At 74.3% G+C, this 14820-nt stretch carries 12 protein-coding genes; 3 read left to right on the top strand and 9 right to left on the bottom strand.

What is annotated here, in order from left to right:
* Positions 1-230 precede the first annotated feature (230 nt).
* Entirely contained in the window at positions 231-1235 is a 1005-nt protein-coding gene (locus AB0M46_RS19915) for a hypothetical protein (RefSeq protein WP_363337921.1), read from the top strand.
* A gap of 52 nt (positions 1236-1287) precedes the next feature.
* On the opposite strand, the gene AB0M46_RS19910 is transcribed toward AB0M46_RS19915, so the two are convergent.
* Together AB0M46_RS19910 and AB0M46_RS19905 are read right to left on the bottom strand one after the other, a co-directional pair.
* On the bottom strand, positions 1288-1542 hold the full coding sequence (locus AB0M46_RS19910) for a hypothetical protein (protein ID WP_363337919.1): 255 nt from the start codon (positions 1540-1542) through the stop codon (positions 1288-1290).
* A 137-nt stretch (positions 1543-1679) separates the two neighbouring features.
* On the bottom strand, positions 1680-3587 hold the full coding sequence (locus AB0M46_RS19905) for a CHASE3 domain-containing protein (protein WP_363337917.1): 1908 nt from the start codon (positions 3585-3587) through the stop codon (positions 1680-1682).
* A 41-nt stretch (positions 3588-3628) separates the two neighbouring features.
* On the opposite strand from AB0M46_RS19905, the gene AB0M46_RS19900 reads away from it, so the two are divergent.
* A complete protein-coding gene (locus tag AB0M46_RS19900) occupies positions 3629-4309 on the top strand; it encodes a response regulator transcription factor (RefSeq protein WP_363337916.1) in 681 nt (226 codons plus the stop codon).
* A 21-nt stretch (positions 4310-4330) separates the two neighbouring features.
* Here the strand turns inward: AB0M46_RS19900 and AB0M46_RS19895 are convergent, their stop codons facing one another.
* The 4 genes from AB0M46_RS19895 to AB0M46_RS19880 form a co-directional block, all read right to left on the bottom strand.
* The gene (locus AB0M46_RS19895; protein ID WP_363337915.1) at positions 4331-4675 is read right to left on the bottom strand and encodes a response regulator transcription factor; all 345 of its coding nucleotides are present in this window, start codon (positions 4673-4675) and stop codon (positions 4331-4333) included.
* Positions 4676-4830: 155 nt separating this feature from the next.
* Positions 4831-6288, bottom strand: a complete 1458-nt coding sequence (locus AB0M46_RS19890) for a DUF1996 domain-containing protein (RefSeq protein ID WP_363337913.1) — start codon at positions 6286-6288, stop codon at positions 4831-4833.
* Positions 6289-6338: 50 nt separating this feature from the next.
* Positions 6339-6887, bottom strand: coding sequence for a hypothetical protein (locus tag AB0M46_RS19885; RefSeq protein WP_363337911.1), 549 nt, complete (start codon positions 6885-6887; stop codon positions 6339-6341).
* A gap of 376 nt (positions 6888-7263) precedes the next feature.
* Entirely contained in the window at positions 7264-7899 is a 636-nt protein-coding gene (locus AB0M46_RS19880) for a TetR/AcrR family transcriptional regulator (RefSeq protein WP_363337909.1), read from the bottom strand.
* 150 nt (positions 7900-8049) lie between these two features.
* Between AB0M46_RS19880 and AB0M46_RS19875 the strand changes: the two genes are divergently transcribed.
* On the top strand, positions 8050-8619 hold the full coding sequence (locus AB0M46_RS19875) for a permease (RefSeq protein ID WP_363337907.1): 570 nt from the start codon (positions 8050-8052) through the stop codon (positions 8617-8619).
* Here AB0M46_RS19875 and AB0M46_RS19870 read toward each other — a convergent pair.
* From AB0M46_RS19870 to AB0M46_RS19860, 3 genes are read right to left on the bottom strand one after another with little or no spacing between them, the layout of a single operon-like run.
* Entirely contained in the window at positions 8616-9956 is a 1341-nt protein-coding gene (locus AB0M46_RS19870) for a diguanylate cyclase (protein WP_363337906.1), read from the bottom strand. The genes AB0M46_RS19875 and AB0M46_RS19870 overlap by 4 nt on opposite strands.
* Positions 9957-10012: 56 nt before the next feature.
* A complete protein-coding gene (locus tag AB0M46_RS19865; protein ID WP_363337904.1) occupies positions 10013-11362 on the bottom strand; it encodes an FAD-binding oxidoreductase in 1350 nt (449 codons plus the stop codon).
* 30 nt (positions 11363-11392) lie between these two features.
* On the bottom strand, positions 11393-14758 hold the full coding sequence (locus AB0M46_RS19860; protein ID WP_363337902.1) for a BTAD domain-containing putative transcriptional regulator: 3366 nt from the start codon (positions 14756-14758) through the stop codon (positions 11393-11395).
* Positions 14759-14820: the final 62 nt, after the last annotated feature.

The raw sequence follows: 14820 nt of genomic DNA, 5'->3' as shown, positions 1-14820 counted from the left end.
CTGGGGCCCGGCGGCGTCGAGTTGTCGTTCGCGGACCCCGGGCCGTCCGCCGAAATCGTGCCAGCCCCGGCGCCGCCCTGATCCTGCGATTCATGGCGGCCGGCGGCATGTCGGACGGCCCGCCTCGGCGTGAGCGGGGTCGCATCCGAAAGCGAACGCTCGTTCTTGACGGGTGGCATCCGCCGTACCATTCTCAGAAGAACGAACGAACGTTCTTTTTAGGGGGCGAGATGGCCGCGCAGGTGACGCAGGGTCGTTCTGGGTGGGGGCGGGTCGGTGCGATCGTGCTCCTGCTGACCGCGCTGCTCAGCCTCATCATGGTGGCGTTCGCGTGGCCGGCCACGCGGTCCGGCGTGCACGACATCCCGCTCGCGGTGGCCGGGCCGCCGCAGGCCACCTCGCAGGTCGTCCGGCAGCTCGAGGCCAAGCGGCCGGGCGCGTTCGACGTCAGGGTCGTCGGCGACACGGCGGCGGCCGAGCGGCTCATCAAGGACCGCGAGGTGTACGGCGCCATCGACCTCACCTCCGGCAAGCCGCAGCTCATCGTGGCGTCGGCGGCCAGCCCGGTGGTGGCCCAGGCGCTGCAGCAGGTGGCGCTCGCGCTGGCCCCGTCGCAGGGGGACGCCGCGGTCGTGCGGGACCTGGTGCCGCTGCCGTCCGACGACCCGCGCGGCGCGGGCCTGTCCGCGGGCTCGCTGCCGCTGGTGCTCGGCGGGATCATGGCGGCGGGGCTGCTCACCAACCTCGTCGCGGGCATCTGGCGGCGGGTCGCCGGGGCGCTGGCCTTCGCGGTGACGGGCGGGCTGGCGCTCGTGGGGATCCTGCAGTACTGGCTGGGCTCCCTCGCCGGCGACTACTGGGCCAACAGCGGCGTCGTCGCGCTGTCCATCGCCGCGACCGCGCTCACACTCCTGGGGCTGGAGTCGCTGCTGGGGTTGCGCGGGCTCGGGCTCGGCGCGGCGGTCATGATGCTGCTGGGCAACCCGCTGTCGGGACTGACCAGCGCGCCGGAGATGCTGCCGTCGGGGTGGGGCGCGCTCGGGCAGTACCTGCCGCCGGGGGCGGCGGGGGCGCTGCTTCGCAGTACCGCCTTCTTCGACGGCGCGGCGGCGGCGCCGCACGTGCTGGTGCTCGCCGTTTGGGCGCTCTTCGGGCTGGCGCTCGTCGTCGCCGCGGCGGTGCGCCCCCGCGCCCGCCGGGCCGAGGCGCCCGCGAGTGAGCTCGCCGCGGCCTGATCGTCGTCGGCGTGGTGGCGGCGAAGCGCTGGATGCATCGGACGCCGGGAGCTCAGCGAGCGACGGGCGTGGCCGAGGTCAGGGCCCGCTCGCACACGCTGCGAGCCCACTGGATGCGGTCGAGCGCCACGTCGGGCCGGTCGCCGAAGACTTCGGCGGCCCGGGCGTAGCACTCCTCGGCGCCGAGACGCTCGAGGGTCTCGTCGACCGCGGCGCGGACGGTGGCGGCGTCTGGATCGGAGTAGCACGGGGTGTCGGAGACGAACAGCGCCATGCACTTCACTGGATCAACCAGGCAGGTCGTCATGGGAGTCACCTGTTCATGGGGGTGTGGATGACTGTTCCACCGTGCTCCCGATGCATGGTGCGCGGCGTCGGCGCCAGCATGCCTCTGTGGCTGCGGGTTTCCGCACCCGCCAGTTCCGGCTGACCTCCATCGCAAACTCAACTGGGCTCACCCTCCAGGGGGGTCACGAGCGGGATACTGATGCCCAGGCGGGTGCCCGCGCCCGGGCGGCTGGCGATCTGCATGCTGCCGCCCAGCGCGGCGACCCGGTCGCCGAGGCCGGTCAGGCCGGTGCCGGTGCCCGGGTCGGCGCCGCCGATGCCGTCGTCCTCGACGACCAGGTCGAGGCGGCCGTCGCGCACGGAGGCGCGCACGTAGATCAGGTTGGCGTGCGCGTGGCGGAAGGCGTTGGTCAGGGCCTCGGCGACGACGTAGTACACCCCGATCTCGACCTGGGCGCTGAGCCGCTCGGGCAGGTCGAGGGACAGCTCCACCGGCACCGGGGAACGGCGGGCCAGGGACCTGAGCGCCGGGGTGAGCCCGCCCTCGGACAGGATCGACGGGTGGATGCCGCGGGCCAGCTCGCGCAGCTCGTCGATGGCCTCCGACATGTCGTCGCCGATGGCGTGCAGGCGGCCCTGGACGGGGCCCTCGGCCTCGGTCTCGGTCGCCCGCAGGGCCAGCAGCAGGGCGATGAGCCGCTGCTGGGTGCCGTCGTGCAGGTCGCGCTCGATGCGCCGGCGGCTCTCGTCGGTGGCGGCGACCACGCGGGCCCGCGAGGCGGTGAGGTCGGCCCGGGCCTGGGAGTTGGCGATGGCGCTGGCCACCAGCTCGGTGAACTCGGCCGCCCGCTCGGCATCGTGCTCCTCCAGCGGCTCGGCGCAGGTGGACAGCGCCTTGAGGGCGCCCCAGGTGCGGCCGGCGACGAGCACCGGGGCGCCGATGGCCGAGCAGATCGAGGCGTCGCCGAACTCCTGCTGCAGGAAGTCGGCGCTGCGCGGGCCGGCCAGGCGGATCGGGCGCCCGGAGCGCAGCACCGACTCGGCGATGCCCTCCTCCGTCAGTTCCACCTTGCCCAGTCCGATCCGGTGCCGCGGGTCCTGGCTCCAGCTGGCCACCACGGTGGCGTTGCCGTCGGGCTCGAAGCGCAGCAGCACGGCGGCGTCGGCGGCGAAGAGCTTGCCCGCCTCCTCGGTCACCGCGGCGAAGACGTCGTCGGCCGGCCGGCCCTGGGCCGCGACCGTGGCCACCCGGCGCAGCGCCGCCTGCTCGGCCGCCACCTTGCCGAGCATGACCCGTCCCTTGTCGAGCGCCTCGACCATCGAGTTGAACGTGCGCTGCAGCACGCCTACCTCGACCGGGCCGTCGGTGGCCACGCGCGCGGTGAGGTCGCCGCCGGTCACCTGGTCGGCCGCCATCACCATGCGCCGCAGCGGGCGGACCACCATGACGGCGAGGGAGCGGGTGAGCAGGCCGACGGCGACGAGGGCGACCACGAAACCGGCGACGCCGGCCGTGACGGCCCGCAGCCCCGCCCGGTACGCGTCGGCGTGCGCGTCGTCGACAGCCACCCGCTGACTGGTCATGAAGTCGTCGAACTCGTTGCGCAGCGCGGCGATGTGCTCCTGCCCGTCCCTGATCGACTGCGCGTCGATGTTCTGCGGCTCGCCGGCCTGATTGTCGGCGATCGCCGGGTCGGCGTAGTTGTCCAGGTAGACGGTGACGTCGCCGTTGAGCCGGGTGACCCGGGCCGCCTGCACCTTGCTGCTGGAGACCGAGGCGGCGAGTTCCTGCTGGCCCAGCGGGATCTGTTGCTGGGCCTGGATCCACGGCTGCAGCAGCGCCCGGTCGTGGGTCAGCGCGTAGCCGCGCCGGCCGGCCTCGACGTCCAGCACCAGCCGCTCCAGGTGGTTGGCCGCGGACACGGCCTGCTCCGCCTGGGTGACCACCATGACCGAGGAGCGCAGCTGGTACACCGAGAGGAGGATTACCGCGAACGCTGCGCTGATCATCAGGGTGAACAGCGCGCTGGTCGCCGCCAGGCGGACGGTCAACCCCCCGTACATGGGGGGTGTCTACCCCGACCAGCGGGGATATGTTGGATTTGATGGCATTCGAGGCGAGCGCGGCACTCCGTCGGACGGTAGTGATCGCGGATGACGATGTATTGCTGCGCGAGGGACTAGCGAGCCTCCTCGACCGGCACGGGTTCGACGTGACCGGTCTCGCCGATGACGGCGTCCATCTGCTGGACCTGGTGGAGAAGAAGGCGCCGGACATCGCGGTGGTCGACATCCGCATGCCCCCGACGCACACCACCGAGGGCCTGGCCGCGGCCCGGGAGATCCGGCTGCGCTTCCCGAAGGTGGCCATTCTCGTGCTGTCCGCGTTCGTGGAGGTCGAGCACGCCATCGAGCTGCTGGCCAGCGGGGAGCGGATCGGGTACCTGCTCAAGACCCGGGTGACCGACGTCGAGGAGTTCATCGAGACCCTGCACCGGGTGCACGACGGCGGGACGGTGGTCGACCCGGCCGTGGTCCAGGAGCTCGTCGCCGCGCACCGGCGCAAGGACCCGCTCGACGTGCTCAGCCCGCGCGAGCGCGAGGTGCTGGCGCTGATGGCCGAGGGCCGCTCCAACGCCGGCGTGGCCAAGGCGCTGTGGGTGACGGAGGGGACGATCGAGAAGCACGTCCGCTCGATCCTGACCAAGCTCGACCTGCCCGAGACCGACGAGACGCACCGCCGGGTCCTGGCCGTCCTGACATTCCTGGAAGCCGCGAGCTCCTAGCTTCTTCGAGCGACTTGGCTGTCAGGACTCCAGCAGATGGCAGATGGCGTTGCCCGAGAGCTGCTCCTTCGGGAGGAAGCCGATCGCCGGGCTGTCCGCCAACAGGTCGATCACGTCCTCCGGGTCCAGGCTGGAGACCATGATGACGGGGCTGCGCCGGATCCGGGCGGCGAGGTCGAAGCCGTTCTCCGCGCCGAGGCCGATGTCTACCAGTACGACGTCTGGGTGCTCCTCCTCGACCGCGCGCAGCGCCTGCCGGCTGTCCGACGCCGTCGCGACCACCACGATGCCCTGGTTGGTCAGCAGACGCTGGGCACTGGTCCGGAAGCGCTCCGAGTCGTCGACGATGACGCAGCGGATCGTCATGCTACAAACCTGCCACCGCGGCGGGTGGTCCGTCCTTGCGGCTAGCGGGAAACGCGGGAAATGAGAGAGCGGTAACCGGGAAACGGCAGCGGTAAACGGGAAAGGCCACCCGTGGCGGCGGGTGGCCTTCCCGGTCCGGAGGGGAACGTCCGGCGTCAGAACGTTCCCTGGGCGTTGCACTTGTAGCCCTGGTCGAGGCAGTCGCGGACCCGCTGCGCGAGGGCGCCTGGCTCCCAGGCGTTGAAGAAGTCCGCGTGCATCGAGAAGCCGTTGCCCGACGAGAGCGTGATCCCGTTGGTGTCGGTGTTCAGCGGGTACCCGATGACGAACGACACCGACGGGATCGGCACCGGGTGGCTGGCCGGGCAGGCTCCCGTGTGGTCGCCGTTGGCCATGTGGGCCTTGTGGTCCGGGCTGTCCAGATGCACGCCGTCCCAGCAGTCCGGGAAGGTGATCTGCCGGACCAGCCCGGCCGTCTTGGCGCAGATCGGGTACTGCCCGTCGGCCGTCCGCCCGACCTCGCCGCCGATGCCCGCGCACCAGAAGTGGTTGCCCTGGCGGTCCGGGGTGTCGCTCTGGTTCTTGGCGTCGCCGGTGATCATGCGCAGGCCGAACGGGAAGGGCTGGGTCTTGCTCGGGTCCTTGAGGCGCGAGCCGTAGTACACGGTCACCTCCTTCGGGTCGACGACCTTGCCGTTCTGGTACAGCGTCGGGATCCAGTACGCCGAGTGGTCCTGCGACGGCGTGCAGGTCGTCCCGGCGGCGAAGAGCGACTCGGCGGTCGAGGCCGCGCTCGTCGACTTGTTGCCCAGGAACGTGTGGTCGTGCGAGGCGCCGGGCAGCCCGGGGAACACGATCGGGTCGTCCGGGGCGTGGTGGCTCACCGTGCAGGTGGCGTGGAACTCGGGCACCTTCACCGGGTTGTTGGTGACCGGCGCCGGCTTGCGCGCGAAGAACGCGGCGGTGTCGGCGGCCTGCTTCGCCGGGTCGACCGCGGGCCACCCGGTCTTGACCGGAGGGGCGGCTGAGGTGGGAGCGGCGGCAGACGGGGAAGCGCTGGGCGAGCCCGGCAGCGTCGCCGTCGGCGTGCGCCGGAACTGCAGCCAGTTGACATTCGTGAAGTCGCCGCTCTGGGCGCTCTTGAGCAGCAGGAACACGGTCTGCTTGCCGGTCAGGCCGGTGGTGCTCACCGCGGTCTTGGTGATCCAGCTCTGCCACCCGCCGGTGTACCCGACCGGGTAGCTGGCCAGCAGCTCGCCGTCCCGGGTGCCGGCCCGCAGCTCGATCGTGCCGCCCGCGCGGCTGGCCGCGGCGACCCGCACGCTCGCGCTCAGGGTGCCCTGGCCGCCGAGGTCGACGTTGTCGTACCGCATCCAGTCCCCGTCGGCGAGCCAGCCCACGTTGCGCCCGCCGCCCGCGTCCGTGGTGTTCTCGGTGCGCGCACCCTGCTGGGCGCTCCACGCCTCGGCGCGCACCATGCCGGCGGTGTCCGTCTGCTCGGCCCCGGCCGTCGTGGTGACGATGACGCTCGTGGCCACGGCCCCGGCGATCGGCACCGCGAGCAGGGCCAGCAGCGTGCGGCGGCGCTTCGGCGGCCGTTGATCCATCGGCATGCCGAGACCGTAGGCCCGGGAGAGCGCTCTCTCAAGGGCTCCGGCAAGATCTAAGTTGAACGTAAAACTGGTCTAAGGGACAGCAGGACAACGGCCGCCACGCAGGCCGGCACGATCGCGTCGAGCGAGATCGCCCGGCCGGCCCCGGCCAGCAGCACGAAGGCGAGCCCCGTGGCGGCCAGCGCGAACCGGGCCGGGCCCCGCCGGATCGCGTGCCCGAGGAGCCCCAGCACGGCCCCGCCGGCGACCGAGGCGACCAGCCAGAACGCCGCGGCCAGGGCGAGGTTGCGCATGGCGTCGGGCGCGGCCGAGGTGCCGTCCTCGTGGTACATCCGGTACCACCGCACGCCGGTGACGGCGTACGTCGTGTAGTACGCCACCGTCGCCGCGACCAGCAGCGCGACCGCACCGGCCGCCGAGGCCCGGCGCGGGCGCAGCAGGTAGCCGGCGAGCAGCCCGGCGCAGCCCCACGCGAAGCCGCTCCCGGCCGCGAAGTGCAAGATGGTGCCGGCGAGCCCGTCGAGCTCGTCACCGGCGTAGGCGGTCAGGCCGAGGACGAGCCCGGCCGCGGCGCACCAGACGACGACCCGTGTGATCACGGACAAAGCATGCCGGAAGCGGTCAAGCGTCCCGACGGCGGAGGGCCAGGTAGCCTGCGACCAGGGCGGCGGCCGCCCACAGCGCCAGAATGCCGATCCCGGTCCAGGGTCCGAAGTCGCGGTTGTACTCCGGGCTGCCCGGCGCCCCCCCAGAAGTGCAGGATGGCAACGCCGGCCTGGTCGGGCAGGAACTGCAGGTACCGCTTGGCCCCCGGGATGTTGGCCAGCCCCTGCGAGCCGAGGAAGAACAGCGGCAGCAGCACGCCCAGCGCGACCGCCGAGCTGCGCAGCAGCTGGGCCAGGCCGGTGGCGAAGAGCGCGATCAGCAGCAGGTACAGGAACGCCCCGACGACGGCCTGGGGTATCCCGGGGGCGGTCAGCGAGGTGTGCCGCGGCCCGAGACCAGCAGGCCCTGGCGGGCGGCCAGGGCGATGACCGCGGCGGTGCGGTCGGCCAGGGCCGGGTCCAGGGGCTCGCCGGTGATGTAGGCGCGGGCGTAGTACGGCGCGCCGACCATGCGGATCACCTCCGCCGGATCGGTGCCCTCGGCCGCCTCGCCGCGGGCGACCGCGCGCTCCACGATGGCCGCGCCGTTCGCGATCCGCGCGGCGAAGAACTCGGTCAGGGCCGAGCGGGCGGCCGGGTCGTGGATGGCCTCGCGCACCACCACGTCGAAGACCGTGCGCAGCTGCGGCATCCGCAGCATGGCGATGCTGGCCCGGCCCAGCTCGCGCAGGTCGCCCTCCAGGCTGCCGGTGTCGGGCAGCGGCACCTGGGCGCCCGCGGTGTCGGCGAAGGCGTCGACGACCAGCTGCGCGAGGCTGCCCCAGCGGCGGTACACCGTGGTCTTCGCCACCCCCGCCCGCTGGGCGATGCGCTCGATCGTGGTGCCCGCGTAGCCGACGTCCAGCAGCTCGGCGACCAGCGCCTCGGTCACCGCGGCCTTCGTGCGGGCGGTGCGCCCGCCCGGCCGCACCGAGCCGGTGGGTTGCGATGAAACTCCGGGTTTCAATGAAACTCCAGTTGCGTTTAGCGCCACGGACTGCCATGCTCCTCGTGACAGATTAACGCAACTTCAGTTCACTTAGCAGTAGGGGTCAATCATGGCGTTCGTTGTGGACGCGAAGCTGCCGGGGCCGAAGGCGGGCAAGGGGGAGCGGCGATGATCACGGGGCACTTCGGACTCGCCGCGGCGGTCAGGTCGGTCGAGCGGCCGGTGCCGCTGTGGGGGCTCATGATCGGGACGGTCTGGCTCGACGTCGTGTTCGCGCCGCTGTGGCTCTCCGAGGTCGAGCACATCGACCCGGTGCCGGGCACCGACGGCGGCTACGGCGACGGCATCATCTACGCCGACTACACCCACTCGCTGCTCGGCGCGCTGGTCATCGCGGCCCTGACCGGACTGCTGATGAGTCGCTGGTGGGGGCGGCGCGGCGGCGTGGTCATCGGGGCGATGGTCTTCTCGCACTGGCTGCTCGACCTGCTCGTGCACCGCGCCGACCTGCCGCTGCTGCCGGGCAACCTCGGCGACCTGCCGCGGCTGGGGCTCGGGCTGTGGCGGTACCACTGGCTGGCGGCCACCATCGAGGCGCTGCTCGTGCTCGTCGGGTCCGCGCTCTACTGGCGGGCCGAACGCCGGGCCGGTGGGTCGCCCCGGCGCGTCAACCTCGTCACCGGGCTGATCGTGGTGGGCAGCGCGGCCATGCTGACGCTGGATCTCGCGGGGGGTTAGGACGCGATGCGGCGGGGCTTGGCGCGGTACCTGGCGGCGTCCGCGTCGGCCAGGACCTCGTCCGGGTGCTGGCCGGGCGCGGCCACGGCCACGGCCACGCAGCCGTGCGCGGTCAGCCGGCCGGCGCTGGTCGGGAACGGCTGGAGGAAGCCGGCGCGCAGGGCCGCGGCCAGCCGCTCGGCCGGCTGGGTGCCGGCGCCCGGCAGCAGCACCGCGAACTCGTCGCCGCCGAGGCGGGCCGCCAGCGCGCGCCGGTCGAGGGCGAGCGCGGCGTCGCGCAGGCGGTGGGCGACCGCCGTGAGCAGGTCGTCGCCGGCCTGGTGGCCGTGGGTGTCGTTGACCGCCTTGAAGTCGTTGAGGTCGATCAGCAGCACGGCGTAGGGGCGGGGCTCGGCCGCGGCGGCGCTGAGGTGCTGCCAGAGCATCGCGCGGTTGGGCAGGCCGGTGAGGGCGTCGTGGTACGCGGCGTGGTGCAGCGACTCCTCGTGGACCCGCTGGGCGCTGACGTCGAGCAGGGCGAAGACCGTCCCGGCGCCCTCCTCGATCGGCACCGCCTCGACGAGCACGTCGCTGGTCGTGCCGTCCGATCGGGTGAGGCGCACCTCCTGGGCGACGGCGACGGCGGCGGCGCCGGCCCGGCCGAGGGCGCGCAGGTCGACCGGAGTCCCGCCGGGGCCGGTGAGGTCCAGCGACTCGCACGCGGCCGGCCCCTCCGGCGGCCAGCCGAGCAGGTCGCGGGCGGCCGGATTGGCCAGCCGCACGCCGCCGTCCGGGCCGGTGACCAGCACCGGGAAGGGGAACCGGCGCAGCACGGCCTGCAGGAGAGCGCTCTGCGAGCGGTGCTGGTCCTGCAGGCGCAGCAGGAGGACCCTCATGGCGTACACCAGCAAGCCGATCACGCAGAGCGAGACGACCGCACCCGGGTACACCTCGACGCGGGGCTCCAGCAGGGCCGCGCCCATCCAGACGGCGACGTAACCGGCGGCCAGCGGCAGCATGCGCCCGAGGCCGGCGACCGACGAGCGGAACAGCAGGTGGAAGAAGAGCAGCCCGAGCAGCGCGTCGATGTCGGCGACCAGGACCGCGACCGGCAGGAACGCGGCCAGCTCGAGCGCGTCGACCCAGATCGGCACCGGCCGGACCCGCGCGAACTCGGCCGCCCGGAGGGCGAGCATGCCGAGCACCACGGCGACGCTGGTGAGCCGCGCCGGCGGGGACAGGTCCAGCAGGCCGATCTGGATCAACGATGCGGCGGTGACCGCCGACAGGGCGAGCACGAACACGATGCGCATCGCCCGCAGCGGGTCACGCCGCAGGTATGCGATCGCCCAGCCCATGCCGCTCACATCGGCTGGCAACCGGGCCGCAACAGTGCGGCCCGGTTGCAAACCTGTTAGCCGACCAGCGCCTGGCCGCCGGAGAACACGTTGGTCGGGTCGTAGGCGCGCTTGATCCGCAGCAGCCGGTCGCGGTCGGCCGGCGCCCAGTTGGCCAGGAGCGCCTCCGGGCCGGCGTGGCCGGAGAAGTTGATCAGGCCGCCGGGCACCGTGTCGACGGCGAGGACCCGGTCGGTCACCGCGTCCACGACCGGCACCAGCTCGGGCACGCCGACGCCGATGACGAACAGGGAGTACCCGGCACCCCGGCCGCTCACCGCGTTGGGCACCGCCGGCGGCCGGGCCAGCGCGCCGCCCAGCTGCCGCAGCTCGATCATGACGATCGGCACGTCGACCTGCGGCCCGGCCGCGGCCAGCACCCGCTCGACCGTCTCGGCGGTGACCTCGCCGAGCAGGACCCCGCGCTCGCGGCTCGGGACCGGGTCGACCGGGTCGCGGTGCACGGCGTCGATCGCCGCGTACGGCAGCATCTGCACATCGTCGATCAGCGCCGGCGCGGCGGCCCGCATCGGGGCGAGCAGCCGGTCGCCGTCCTCGGCCGCGCCCAGGTAGGCCACCCGCAGGTGCGCCACGAACGCACCGCGCAGCGGCTCGGGCAGGACCGGCAGGTCGGGCAGGCGCAGCAGCGCGACCGACGCGGTCATCTCCTCCGGCAGGCCGGTCGACCACTCGCGGTACGCGTGCAGCACCTCGGCGGCGTGGGCGCCCGGGAAGTAGATGCCGCCGCCGAAGAACCCGGCCACCTCGAACAGGCCGAACTCGATCGCGGTCACGATGCCGAAGTTGCCCTTGCCGCCCCGGACCGCCCAGAACAGGTCGGCCTCGTGACCGGCGTCGATCGTGCGCAGCGCGCCGTCGGCGGTCACGATCTCGATCGAGCGGACGTGGTCGGCGGCGAAGCCGTAGCGACGACCGAGCGGGCCGGCGCCGCCACCCAGGGTGTACCCCACCACGCCCACGTGCGACGAGGAGCCGTTGAGCGGGGCCAGCCCGTGCGGGGCGGCCGCCTCGATCACCTGGGCCCAGCGGGCGCCGGCCGCGGCCCGGGCGGTGCGCGCCGCCGGGTCGACGGAGACCTGGCTCATCCGCCCGGTGGTGATCAGCAGGCCGCCGGTGACCGGGCGGACCGCACCGTGGCCGGTCGCCTGGACCGCGACCGGCAGGCCCTGGGCGCCGGCCCAGCGCACCGCCGCGGCGACGTCCTCGGCGCTGGTGGCACCGACGACGACCAGCGGCTCATGGATGGTGGCGGCATTCCAGGACGCGACCTCGGTCGCGTAGCCCTCGTCGCCGGGAACGAATACAGGCCCGGTCACAACCGGGAGATCAGTCAGTGCGGTGGTCATGGGAGCACGATGGCGTACCCCGGTTGGCGATTACTTGCGATCCACTAGGCGAGCGACTTGCGCTTCGCTGGCAGCGACGAGATGGGCCCCGCCGAAGCGCTCGTGCGCGGCCCGGGCCGCCCGTGCGTGCTCCAGCGCCGCCGACCGGTCGCCCAGCCGCTCGGCCAGGGCCGCCTGCGCGAACCGCAGCGAGCCCCAGGTGGCGCAGCTCGAGCCGACCGTCGTGAAGCGGTCGGCGAAGGGGGCGATCTCGGCGTACAGCTCCCGTGGATCGGGCGTGCCGAGCCGGGCGGCGACGAGCGCCCACTGGAAGACCACGAACTCCCAGCCCCAGAGCTGCTCGCGGGACGCGCCCCAGCGCGCGACCAGGGCCCGGGCCAGGTCCTCCTCGCCCGACTCGACGGCGGCCAGCACCGCGGTCGGGCGCAGCAGCTCCATCTGCGGCTCGTCGGCAGAGCGCACCAGCTCGTCGCGCAGCTCGCCGGGGCGGCCCTGGAAGTGCCGGCTGGTGTACAGCAACGCCAGCCGGATCCAGTGCCTGCCCCACAGGCTGGTGTGCTCCTGCAGCGCGAACGCCTCCCCGACGAGCCGTTCGGCGGCGGCCCAGTCGCCGGCCCGCACCGCCTGTCCGGCCTGCGCGTAGCGCACCTGGGCGGGCAGCACCGGGGTGCGGATCCCCTCGACCAGCCGCACGCAGCGGGCCAGGTCGGCGTCGAGCCCGGCCGCGTCGCCAGCGCTGCACTCGGTGAGCATCCGGTGCAGCCGCGCGGTCACCTCCACCGTGCGCGGCAGGTCCATGCCGAGCAGCTCGTCGACCGTCGCCCGGCGCACGGCCTCCCGCTGCGGCACCCAGGCCGCGTTCCAGTAGTTGTTCAGCGTCCGGACCAGCAGCTCGCGGTCGCCGAGCCGGCGGGCCAGCCGCACCGCCTCGGCGGCGAGCTCCTCGCCCTCCGCGCGGTCGGGGTGGTGGTATAGCTCGACGGCCAGCGTGCCGAGCAGCACCGCGCGCCGGTACTGGTCGGCGGGGTCGAGCCGGTGCAGCTGCTCGCGCAGGATGCCGATCATCCGTTCGTCGACGGTGAGGTACGGCCGCCACGTCCACAGCGTCACCCCGCCGAAGAGCGTCGCCGCGTCCATCGCCAGCCCGTCGTCGCCGAGCTGCCGGGCCAGCGTCAGGGCCTCGTCGAGCACGGCCCGGGTGCCGGCCACGTCGCCGGCCGCCCGCCGGGCCACCCCGAGCTGCACCAGCAGGCGGCAGCGCTGCTGGGCCGCGCCGGCCAGGGTCGGGTCCAGCGCGCCGAGCGCCGCCTCCAGGTAGCGGGCGGCCTCGTCGTAGGCGAGCTGGGCCATGGCGAGCTCGGCGGCCCGGGTCGCGTGCCGCACGGCCCGCTCCGCGACGCCCAGCCGCGCGGCCATCGTGAAGTGGTGCACCAGGCGCCCGAGCAGGTTGGGGTCGTCGGGCCGGTCGAAGGCCTCGAGCGCCTCCCCGACCCGCTTGTGCAGCCGCGCCCGCTCCAGGCGACTCAGCCCGCCGTAGACGGCGTCCCGGACGAGGGCGTGCGAAAAGCGATAATCCCAGCCGTCCGGTACCTCCAGCAGCACCCCGGCCGCGACGGCCGGCTCGAGCGCGGCCATCACCCGCTCGTGCCCGCCGCTCTCCCGGTTCTCGGTGGCCGCCTCCAGCAGGAGCAGGTCGACGTCCCGGCCGAGCACCGCCGCCGTGGCCAGCAGGTCGCGGGTCCGCCCGGGCAGCCGGGACAGCCGCCGCTCGATGACGTCGCGGACGCTCTCCGGCACGCCGGTGCCCGCCACCGCGTCGGCGTCGGCCCACCCGCCGGGGTGCTCGCTGTCCAGCAGCCGCAGCAGCTCGTTGAGGTAGAACGGGTTGCCGCCGGTGCGCTCCTGCAGGGCCCGGGCGACCGCGGCCGGCCGCCCGGTGTACTCGGCGATGTCCCCGGCGGTCAGCGCGGCCAGCCGCAGCCGCTCGGCCCCGCGCTCGTTGGCCAGCAGCGCGAGCGTCTCGCGCAGCGCCGGGTCGGTGTCGGCCGCCTCCGGCCGCAGCGTGCCCAGCACGAGCAGCGCCGAGCGGGCCAGCCCGGCCGCGAGGTGCGCCAGCAGCTGCAGCGAGGCCGCGTCGGCGGCGTGCAGGTCGTCCACGACCACGAGCAGCGGCCGCGCGGCCGCGTGCCCCCGCAGCTCCTCCGCCACCGCCTCGTGCAGGTGGAACAGCGCGGCGTCGGGGTCCTCGCGGTGCCGGTCGACCCCGCGACCGGCGAGCGCGTCAAGCAGCCGCCGGGCCTCGGGGGTCCCCGGCAGCGCCCGCAGCACCTGGGTCCAGGGCCAGAAGGCCGGGGTCGCGCTCGCCTCGACGCAGCGGCTCCAGGCCACCGCCAGGCCGCGCCCGGCGGCGAGCTGCGCCGCGCGCTCGGCCAGGCGGCTCTTGCCCAGGCCCGCCTCGCCGGCGATCAGCAACACCCCGCCGGCCCCGGCGGCGGCCCGCTCGATCCGCTCCGCGATGCGCCCCTCCTCGGCCGTCCGCCCGACCAGCCGCGGCCCTTCCGGCTCGGACGCCGGCGCGGCGGGACCCGGCCCAGCCGGCGCGGGTTCCGGCGCCGGCGACAGGGACAGCCCCGGGTCGTGGCGCAGGATCGCGGACTCCAGCTCGCGCAGCCGGGGGCCCGGGGGCACGCCCAGCTCCTCGTCCAGCACCGCCCGGGCCCGGCGGAAGGCGGCCAGGGCGTCGGCCTGGCGGCCCTCGCGGTACAGGCCGAGCATGAGCTGGCCCCACGAGCGCTCCCGAAACGGCCGGCGCTCCAGCAGGGCCTGCGCGCTCGCGATCGCCGCCGCGGCCCGCCCGGTGCCCAGCTGGACCTCGGCCAGGTCCTCCAGCGCGGCGTCGCGCAGCTCGTTCAGCCGGCCTGCGGCGGCCGCGGCGAAGGCCTCGTCGGCCAGGTCGGCGAGCGGCTCGCCGCGCCACTCCTGCAGCGCCGCGCGCAGGTCCCGCTCGGCCGCGGCCAGATCGCCGCGGGCCAGCGCGGACCGGCCGGCCTCGGCCCCGACGGTGAAGCGGACCGCGTCGACCTGCTCGCCGTCCACCGCCAGCAGGTAGCCCGGGTCCCGGGTCAGCAGCACCGCGGGCGGCGTGCGGGGCGCCCGGTCCGGCTCCAGCACCCGGCGCAGCTGCGACACGTAGGCCTGCAGCGTCCCGGTCGCGCTCGCCGGCGCGTCCCCGCCCCACAGCCCCTCGGCGATCCCGTCGACCGACACCACCCGCCCCGGCTCCAGCAGCAGCATCGCGAGCACCGCCCGTTGCTTCCGGGCGCCCAGGTCGATCGGCGTGCCGCCGGGCATGCTGGCCTCGAGCGGCCCGAGGATCCGGAACTCGAGGCGGGTCACGCAGCCACGATAACCGCAAAGACCCACCCGGAAGATCGTCTTAATGTGCGAGAGGATCGGTC

The organism is Dactylosporangium sp. NPDC051485 (assembly GCF_040682015.1).
In the GTDB taxonomy this organism is placed as follows: domain Bacteria; phylum Actinomycetota; class Actinomycetes; order Mycobacteriales; family Micromonosporaceae; genus Dactylosporangium.
This window is presented reverse-complemented; position numbering and strand designations above follow the sequence as displayed.